We start from the raw sequence: 9,167 nt of genomic DNA on the forward strand, positions 1-9,167 counted from the left end.
TTATCTGAGAGCCATTGCGGCTCGTACACTGCTTTAATCCTTCGGGTAATGGGTAGTTCACTTCTGGAACCGTCAACCTCCAGCCTTCAACCATCAACCATCAACCATCAACCTTCAGCCTTCAACCATCAACCATCAACCATCAACCTTCAACCATCAACCATCAACCTTCAACCTTCAACTATCAACCTTCAACCATCAACCTTCAACCATCAACCATCAACTTTCAACTATCAACCTTCAACCTTCAACTATCAACCTTCAACCTTTAAAGACAACTACCAGGTGAGGGTGATTGCGTTTTAACGACAACCTGTTTGTATCCTGCCGTATTTAACAATTTTTCCACGACCAGTTGTGCACGGTCATTCGCCTGTGCTAACAAATTCCCTTTACAAGCCGCCTCTTTAATTTTTTTCAGCGTTTCTTGTTGAGCGAGTGACTGTAACTGAGGTGCTGTGTCTGGCCCCAAACCTAAGAATCCGCGATCATAGTCGTATACGCTCGAACGATTTACATCAATCTTGCTATCCAGGATACGGGGTGGCGGTAACTGTAGCTGAATCGTATCGTTGACGATGGTTACGTTATTCGGATTTAATTCCTTTAAATCAACCCCAGCCCTTACTTCACCATAAGCAATGTACAGCAGAGTGGTTGCGCCCAGAGTATACTGCCCGATTTTCCTCTCTTGACGAGTCGGGACAACAGCCTCCATCGTAAAGACGGCTGTGGTTAACTCACTCGCACCCCGAACTTGGCTAACAACGAGGGAGCGTACATCTACTTGAGGTTTTGCAGGTGGGGCGTTGAAAATGGCTGTGATTCCATCAAAAAAGCGAGTTCCCGATCGCCACATCCCAATACCTAATAGTAGTGCAATCAGCACCATGCCGCCGGTGGACATCAGCATCAGGTTTTTCACCAGCCACGATGTGATGCTGATAATCTGACGCTTTTGAAACTGTTCGCGCATGTTGTTGCTCCTCTAGCAAGGCTGTATTGGCATCCATTAACAAGTCGCCGTATTCAATAATATGCCTTCCTCAGAAAAACTTGCTGAGTATAGGTTATCAATCCCTCTTTGAAGCAGATACATGCTTTATCCGGATGCAAATGTTTAACAGCTAACAATTTTGAAAAATGTTACATCCATTCAAGTGCGATCGCGAAACATACAGCGACTTCCTTTCGACAGAGAAGCTTGAGAGTGTGTCTATGGTAAAAATTCTCTCAAAAGAGTTAGATGACGGCTGGGTAATACGAATGAGTTCAACGTGGGTTAAGCAAGCAAAACGGTTAGTGCTGAGTGGAGTAATCATGGGTGTTGGGCTTTGGGCTATGCCCGTGCAAGCCCAAGTCTCTGAGGGTCAGGTGAGGGCACTGGTACAGGCGCTTAGAGACGCCGCACAGCAACGCGCTCCTGGAAACAATGGTCTGGTGAGTGAGTGGCAAATCCTACCAGAAAACATCCCCCGTTGGTCTAGACGTTGCACAGGACAAGCTCTGACCTCCGCCCAATTTGAAGCCAGCACCCCAAAAGCCCGTGAGATTTTGGTGTGTGTGCTGCGCGACGTGCTACGCGATGAGTATACAGCCAGTGGGAACAGTGAAACCCTAGCTGTACGACGTGCGGCTTCTTGGTGGATGACGGGCAACCCCAATCGATACAACAGTGACTCAACGGCGGCTTACACGCAGAATGTTTTGAGTTTCTACCAAAAGCAGCGCACGAATTCGCAGGCTGCGGAGCCTTCTGTTCTGCCCAAACCTCCAAACGTGGGGCAAGTGCCGCGTCCCACCCCTCAGCCTTCCCCTCAATCCTCCGCTAGAGCGTCATCCTCTACCCTAGTGTCCAATGCCCAAGTTGGGAGGCTTGTGGAAGCGTTGCGACTCGCGGCTCAGCAACGTGCACCTGGAAATAATGGTCTGGTCAGTGAGTGGCAAATCTTACCAGAAAATATTCCCCGTTGGTCTAAACAATGTCACACCCAAGAACTGACACCCTCGCAATTTGAGGCCAGTCCTTTGACGGCGCGTGCCATTTTGGTATGTGTGATGCGCGATGTATTCAACGAGCAGTATAAAGCGAGTGGGAACAATGAGTCTTTAGCCGTGCAACGTACTGCTGCTTGGTGGATGACCGGCGATGCCAATCAATACAATAGTGGCTCAACTGCTCCCTACACCCAGAACGTTCTAGCGTTCTACCAGCCGTCATCCTCCGGTTCACAAGCTCAGCAACCTGCTACTCCTCCCAAACCCGCTCCCTCGGGACAAGCCGCGCAACCCACAGCCAGTTCATCTGCTGCCGCCCAGATTTCCAATGCTCAAGTTGGGAGATTTGTGGAGGCGCTACGAGAAGTGGCTCCCGAAACCGACAAACCCGATGACGACCTCTATGGTATTTGGCAAGTCAAAGCAGAAAATATCCCCCGTTGGTCTCAACAATGTCTCGGCAAGGAACTGACACCCGTACAGTTTCAGGACAGTCCGGTGACGGCTCGTTCAATTCTGGTGTGTGTGATGCGCGATGTCCTCAGTGAGCAGTACAAAGCGAGTAATAATGATGAGTCTCTGGCAGTGCAGCGTGCAGCTTCCTGGTGGATGACCGGCGACCCCAGTCAATATAATAGTGGTGCGATCGCAGCCTACGCTCAAAAAGTTTTAAACTTCTACCGAGAGCCTTCTTTTAAGTTCTTCTCTCATATGTAATTCTCACACTTTGACGGCTGAAAAGACCTGCCCTAATCAGGGCAGGTCTATTTTAAAATTGAAGATTGTTGAAATTATTCGACTTTCTCAATCACTACTTTCAGACGAGCAACCAGTGCCCCAATGGCTCCAACGGCTGCGACTACCGGAAATAATGTGGCTGCAATCACTCCACCAACCACGCCAACGGTCAAAGGAATTTCAATCAGGGTACGCCCCTCTTCCGCTTTGATCGTGATTCGGCGAATGTTACCTTGATGAATCAGTTCTCGAACCTTGGCAACGAGGTCATCACCGCTGATACTAAATTCTTCTACACGAACTTTTTCCTCTGTATTAACTCCTGTAGAATCGATAGTTGTTTCCACTTCAACGGTTCTCACTTTTTCAGCGCCCGTTGTTGTATTAATTTCAAGCCACTCGACTTTTTCTTCAGGACGATCTACTGGTTCGTTCATTGTCCGATTCTCCGTAGAGGGTAAAAGATTTAATAGCCTCTCTATGTATAGGATTACCCTTAGGGAAAGCAAAAAGCTTCCTGCAATAGGATGATCTAATCCGGTGAAATGGACAAGTGTTGATTGAGAATTGCCACCCTTGAAGAAGGCAGAAGGCAGAAGAAGGAAGGCTAGTGCAAGAAGGCAGAAGGCAAAGGGCAAAAGGTAAAAGGCAGAAGAAAGAAAAGACTTCAAGCAAAAAGGGGGTTATCAAGGCGGATTTGGTATAACGCCGGATAACACACGTACTCAAGGCGGTGAGTTACAGCACAGGATGTTGCTCAATTGAGCCAAATTGATTAATTTGATGCACTCCCGGCACTCTGTAAATTAATATATTTAGCTAATCAGACGCACTCCATTCCATTAGCCATAAATTAGCAGGTCTGTATGAAGATTTCCCAAAATTGTTTAAGTGTTATTAAAAAATGGGAGGGATTCCATTTAGATGCTTATTCAGACCCTGTGGGTATCCCAACAATTGGGTATGGTTCGAGACGATATCCTAATGGGCAGAAGATTCTGCTGGGTGACAAAATTACCGAACAGGAAGCTGAGGCTTTTCTGAAATTTGAGTGTGACAAGGTAGCTGAAGAAATCTCTAAATTAGTCACTGGGATTTCCCTTAACCAGAATCAATTCGATGCGCTTGTCTCCTTCTCTTATAACGTCGGCATTGGAGCATTTGCCGATAGCACCCTATTGAAAAAACTGAAAACCAATGACTTTCCCGGTGCCGCCAAGGAATTTGAGCGTTGGGTGAAGGGTACAAAAAACGGTGTACAGACGACTCTTCCTGGCCTCGTGGATCGCAGAAAAAGTGAGCGATCGCTATTTGAAAAATCTGATGAACAGGGAACCCCTATTGAGGTTGAGGACTCCCCACAAGACAAGGTTACCTTACTTGAAGGCTATCGGGACGGCGAAAAAAATGTCATCGTGGCTTGGGGGGGTTCTGAAGTTATTGAAATCCTCACTCTGGAAACCTTTATCAAAGATGACTTCATTGCTGTGTTGCAGCAATATAAGAATGCGAAAGAGTTTCGTATCGCACCGACTAATAAGGCCATTCCTCAAGGAAAATCGATTTCAGTTTCTGGAAAAGGACAGCCCATTTCCCAGGTCAATAATCCACCAATCCTGAATCGTATTTTAGTGCGGGGGAGTGAAGGAGATGATGTTAAGGAACTGCAAAGACGGTTAAATGATATTGGGTATGACGGGGGTAAAGTTGATGGCTCCTTTGGTAAGAAAACTGAAGAAGCGATGAAATCGTTTCAAGCAGATTACTTTGGTTTAGCTGAAGCCGATGGTAGAGTTGGCCCTCGAACCTGGGAGAAGTTGTGGGGAGATTTAAGTCCGGCTAAATCAGCTCCGACTGAATCTACTGCGGCTAAAGCCGAGCCAACTGCACCGACTCCAACTTCACCTGCTTCAGGTAAGAATTATCTACGACTCACGAAGACTCAGAGTAAAGACCCTTTTGGGTGCTACAAGTTAAAGTTTGAGTATTTTAAAGATGGACAATTAAAGGATTCACTGGAGGTTTGTTCCGGTTCTCCTTCCAGGCAACTCTTCCGCAAAGGTAACGAAAGTGTTGCCGGTTCATACGAACCACTGCCAGAAGGAAAATGGTATATCGGCAATATTTCTTGGGCTGGTGGTGCAGATAACTATGAGGGTCCAATTCATCAAAGTGGGATTGGGCCAGTCTCCGTTCCTCTGCGGTATGTTGAGCCTGGTCAAACTCAACGAAGTGGGATTGAAATTCATATTGATTGGAACCGCCAATCGAGTGCAGGGACGGCTGGGTGTATTGGGATGTATACAACAGCCGACTACAAGCGATTTGTCAGTTGGTTACGGGAAACCGATCCCCGCGATCTATTCGTGGATTGGGGACTGGGAACTTGTCCTGCTGTCTGAGTCCAAGATGCGTTCAAACATCTAAAACTGACCTCTCCCCCAACCCCTCTCCTACAAGGAGAGGGGAGCAATTTAAATTAGCTCTTGGAATACAACTCCGTATAAGTCCAAGCCCACTTGCAATGAATTGTAGGTTGGGTTAAGCATAGCGCAACCCAACAAATCCCTTTCAAGAGTTGGGTTACCTTACCCGAAGGCTACGCCTACGTTACCAAGGGCTTAACCTAGAATCTATGTAGGCTGCCTCAGGCGTTATCAGCCTACATACAATCCACTAGCTAGAAACGCATCCAAACTCGGCACTTTTACCCAACTACCCGTGTCATGGGATTGATGGGTTAAATCCATTAATAGCTGCGAGTACACCCCTTCTCGGAGTGAGGGGGTGACTGCTTGATGGGCATCAATCCCCCGTACCCACTGATCAACGACTCGGATAAACGGTGCTAGACGCCCATCGGTGTAGTCTTGAGAGAAGGCGAGGCGATGGGGAATTTCTACATCCGTCAGAGGTTTACCCACCGGTGCAGCTTTGAGATGGAATCCATGCACGTAATCCTTCTGATTGTCGCTGCCTAGGATTAAAGTACCGCGATCGCCATAAACTTCAACAAAGTGCCCCCGTCCCTGATACGTCACGGAACTAATGCATAGTTGACAGGGTGTTCCATCTTGCAATTCCAGGAGGAGAAGACAAGTATCATCCGCATCCACGCGCTTGAGTCTGCCACCCTCACTGGGATCGGGGCGTTCGGGAATTGCCGTACTCAGTTGGGCGCACAACCGCCGCACGGGGCCAAATAACCAACTTATGTAATCGAAAGCGTGAGAACCGACAGCACCCAATGCTCCGCCTCCCTTGTCTTTTTGAGCATACCAGTTCCAAGGGCGTGAGGCGTCGGCACGACTAGACACTAACCAGTCAATTTTAATCAGACGCTTTTGTCCCACATAGCCATCGGCTAGATATTCGGCAAACAATTGCCACGCAGGGATGAAGCGAAATTCAAAATCCATCATGGCAACAACTCCTTCACCAGAGGCGAGTTGGTAAAGTTCCCGCGCTTGGGTGGCGGTTAACGTGGTTGGTTTTTCCAGCAACAGATGCTTCTTGGCTTGCAGGACTTTCTTCGCCATTTCATAATGCAGGAACGGCGGGGTTGAGATGCTGACGGCTGAAACCGAGGGTTCGGCTAGGATATCCTCGATGCGATCGCAAGTATGGGGAATGTTGTGAGATTGTGCGATCGCTTTTGCCTGATTCAGTTCGCGGTGATACAGGGCAACAACTTGAGTCCGGGGGTGTTCCTGAAAACCTGGAATGTGGATTTTTTGCCCAAATCCAGTACCGACAACCGCGACACCAATCGTTGGTTTTTGTGTGGTTCCATTGGAATCAGACAATCGGGTGGGTGAGGAAGACATAATCGTTTAAGCTCAAAAATCGGATTTTGAAGGGCTAACAATAAAATTTGTTTGGGTATGTTTAGGGCGTGTCTTGTCAGTCTCTTTTTAACAAACCACAGAGGCACGGAGGACACAGAGGGAAGAATAGACAGGTTGAGTTTTAAGTCTTCACAAGAGTTTGTGGACAGATTCTAGAGTGCAGAACTATTAAATCAATCAAGGGGTACTTTCCACAAGCTCTTTCTTCTATTTCAGATGATTGGCAGGTATGATCCAATCTAAAATCTAAAATCCTATGAGCGAACAGCCATTTGACAGACTTGCCCCCTTCATCCAAAATTACATCTACACCCACGGCTGGACAGAATTAAGGCAAGTTCAAATAGAAGCCTGTCGGGTGATTTTCGATACCGAGGCTCACCTGTTGATTGCAGCGGGTACCGCCTCGGGGAAAACCGAAGCGGCGTTTCTCCCTGTTTTAACTCTCCTGCACCAAAACCCATCGGCAACTGTGGGAGTACTCTACATCGGCCCGATTAAAGCACTGATTAACGACCAATTTGAACGCCTCAACGACTTACTAAAAGAAGCCGATATTCCCGTTTGGGCGTGGCACGGTGATATCTCCCAAAGCCGCAAGCAAAAGTTACTGAAAAATCCTCAAGGTGTGCTGCAAATTACTCCGGAATCTTTGGAAAGTTTATTGTTGAATAAAAACACGGAACTGGTTCGTTTATTTGGGGATTTGCGATTTGTAATTATCGATGAAATTCATGCTTTTATGGGTTCTGAACGCGGTTGCCAGATTCTCTGCCAACTGACACGCCTATCCCGATTTATGCAACAGGCACCCCGTCGCATTGGTTTATCAGCAACGCTGGGCGATTACTCACTGGCTGAAGCATGGTTGCGATCGGGGACTAAAATACCTGTAATTACACCTGAGATTCCGAGTGGGCAACGGCAAGTCCGTCTAGCTGTAGAACACTTTTACCTACCTGACGAAGATAACTCAGCCATCAGCCTTCCCCAAATTGGGCGGCGAGAAGAAGCAAAAAAAAGTCCGGTTCCCCCCAGAATTGGGGGGCTAGGGGGGCAAAGTCCAGCTTCCCCCAACCCTGAGGAGCAAAATTCACTTCTCCCCTTACCACGGGGGGCTAGGGGGGTAAAGAAGAAGCACAACGACAGCATCAGCCCCTATTATCGCTACCTCTTCGACACCAGCAAATCCAGCAAGTGCCTGATCTTCGTCAACAATCGTACCCAAGCCGAATCTGCGCTCGCAAATCTGCGACAAATTGCCCAAGCCGAAGGTTGCCCCGATATTTATCACGTCCACCACGGCAGCATCTCTGCCCCACTCCGAGAAGCGGCGGAGGAAGCCATGCGCGGTAGTACCTCCGCTGTTACCGCTGCCACCGTCACTCTAGAACTCGGTATTGATATTGGACAATTAGAACGAGTAATTCAACTCGATGCCCCACTTTCCGTTGCCAGCTTCTTGCAACGATTGGGACGTACCGGCAGACGAGGCACCCCGGCGGATATGCGGTTCATTTGCACGGAGGATGAACCGTTGGGGGAAGAATTGCTCCCTGAACAAATTCCCTGGCAACTATTACAATGCATTGCCATCATTCAACTGTATGCAGAAGAACGATGGATTGAGCCTATACAGCCAATTCAATACCCTTTCAGTCTGCTGTATCACCAGACGATGAGTATCCTGGCGTCAATGGGAGAACTCTCCCCACCTGCCCTTGCCCAACAGGTTCTAACTCTACCGCCCTTTGCCGCCATCTCCCAGGAGGATTTTCGGCAACTGCTACGGTATCTCATCGATATTGACCATATCCAACTTACAGAAAAAGGGGGGTTAATTGTTGGTTTAACGGGAGAAAAACTTGTCCGAAATTTCCAATTTTATGCGGTCTTTCCCTACAACGTGGAATATGTGGTGCGAGACGAATCCCAAGCCATTGGCAGTATTGTTATACCACCCATACCAGGAAATCGATTTGCTCTAGCTGGTAGAACATGGGAAGTTTTGCAAGTCGATTTGAAAAGAAAAACAGCCTTCGTGAAGCAAGTTGAAGGAATTGCCAGTAGTTCTTGGCGGGGGGGCGGTGGCACTATTCATACGAAAATTTTGCAACGGATGAGGCGCATTCTCCTTGAAACGACGGAGTATCCCTACCTGCAACCTCAAGCAAAAGAGCGATTGAAAGTGGTGCGAAACCTGGCTCAAAGTGCGGGATTAGAGCAGGATAATATCCTCCTGTTAGAAGGAAATACCTGTTGTATTTTTCCCTGGATGGGGACAGTTGCCTACCGCACCTTAGAACGCTTTCTCAATTTCTTCATCAGATATACGTTGGATATCCGAAGTATGGCAGGGGTGTCTCCGTACTTTTTGACGGTTAAGTTAGGGAAAAGTAGCCTGGAACAACTAACGGATGAAGTGAAGTCCTTTTGTAGAAAGGACTTGACAGGTTATGACTTAGCGAGTTCCCAGGAATGCCCCAAATTACAAAAATATGATGAATTCATTCCCAATAACTTGCTGCGCAAAGCCTTTGTTGGCGATTCTCTGGATGTGGCAGAACTTCGAGAAATCATCAG

At 47.7% G+C, this 9,167-nt stretch carries 6 protein-coding genes and 1 pseudogene; 4 read left to right on the forward strand and 3 right to left on the reverse strand.

Going from position 1 to position 9,167, the window contains the following annotated elements; all coding sequences use genetic code 11:
- Window positions 1-306 (forward strand): annotated as a pseudogene (locus V6C93_RS36745) (hypothetical protein); the annotation flags it as partial.
- Here the strand turns inward: V6C93_RS36745 and V6C93_RS36750 are convergent.
- Window positions 269-976: a DUF4230 domain-containing protein gene (locus V6C93_RS36750; protein ID WP_333481643.1), complete on the reverse strand. Its 708-nt coding sequence runs from the start codon at window positions 974-976 to the stop codon at window positions 269-271. The pseudogene V6C93_RS36745 and the gene V6C93_RS36750 overlap by 38 nt on opposite strands.
- A gap of 167 nt (window positions 977-1,143) precedes the next feature.
- Between V6C93_RS36750 and V6C93_RS36755 the strand changes: the two genes are divergently transcribed.
- Window positions 1,144-2,715, forward strand: a complete 1,572-nt coding sequence (locus V6C93_RS36755; RefSeq protein ID WP_333481644.1) for a hypothetical protein — start codon at window positions 1,144-1,146, stop codon at window positions 2,713-2,715.
- A gap of 74 nt (window positions 2,716-2,789) precedes the next feature.
- On the opposite strand, the gene V6C93_RS36760 is transcribed toward V6C93_RS36755, so the two are convergent.
- Window positions 2,790-3,173, reverse strand: coding sequence for a DUF4342 domain-containing protein (locus V6C93_RS36760; RefSeq protein WP_333481645.1), 384 nt, complete (start codon window positions 3,171-3,173; stop codon window positions 2,790-2,792).
- A 429-nt stretch (window positions 3,174-3,602) separates the two neighbouring features.
- Between V6C93_RS36760 and V6C93_RS36765 the strand changes: the two genes are divergently transcribed.
- Window positions 3,603-5,138 (forward strand): glycoside hydrolase family protein, encoded by a 1,536-nt coding sequence (locus V6C93_RS36765; protein WP_333481646.1) that lies wholly within the window; start codon window positions 3,603-3,605, stop codon window positions 5,136-5,138.
- 255 nt (window positions 5,139-5,393) lie between these two features.
- Here V6C93_RS36765 and V6C93_RS36770 read toward each other — a convergent pair whose 3' ends face one another.
- Window positions 5,394-6,563 (reverse strand): Gfo/Idh/MocA family oxidoreductase, encoded by a 1,170-nt coding sequence (locus V6C93_RS36770; protein WP_333481647.1) that lies wholly within the window; start codon window positions 6,561-6,563, stop codon window positions 5,394-5,396.
- 277 nt (window positions 6,564-6,840) lie between these two features.
- On the opposite strand from V6C93_RS36770, the gene V6C93_RS36775 reads away from it, so the two are divergent.
- Window positions 6,841-9,167 (forward strand): DEAD/DEAH box helicase (locus V6C93_RS36775; RefSeq protein WP_333481648.1); only part of this gene is annotated, 2,327 nt, incomplete at its 3' end.

Source organism: Allocoleopsis sp. (assembly GCF_036703385.1).
In the GTDB taxonomy this organism is placed as follows: Bacteria; Cyanobacteriota; Cyanobacteriia; order Cyanobacteriales; family Coleofasciculaceae; genus Allocoleopsis.

What these genes read in the sequence shown, in the direction of transcription:
- V6C93_RS36750 (WP_333481643.1), bottom strand. Translation starts at nt 976, where the DNA reads ATGCGCGAACAGTTTCAAAAGCGTCAGATTATCAGCATCACATCGTGG.
- V6C93_RS36755 (WP_333481644.1), top strand. Translation starts at nt 1,144, where the DNA reads ATGTTACATCCATTCAAGTGCGATCGCGAAACATACAGCGACTTCCTT.
- V6C93_RS36760 (WP_333481645.1), bottom strand. Translation starts at nt 3,173, where the DNA reads ATGAACGAACCAGTAGATCGTCCTGAAGAAAAAGTCGAGTGGCTTGAA.
- V6C93_RS36765 (WP_333481646.1), top strand. Translation starts at nt 3,603, where the DNA reads ATGAAGATTTCCCAAAATTGTTTAAGTGTTATTAAAAAATGGGAGGGA.
- V6C93_RS36770 (WP_333481647.1), bottom strand. Translation starts at nt 6,563, where the DNA reads ATGTCTTCCTCACCCACCCGATTGTCTGATTCCAATGGAACCACACAA.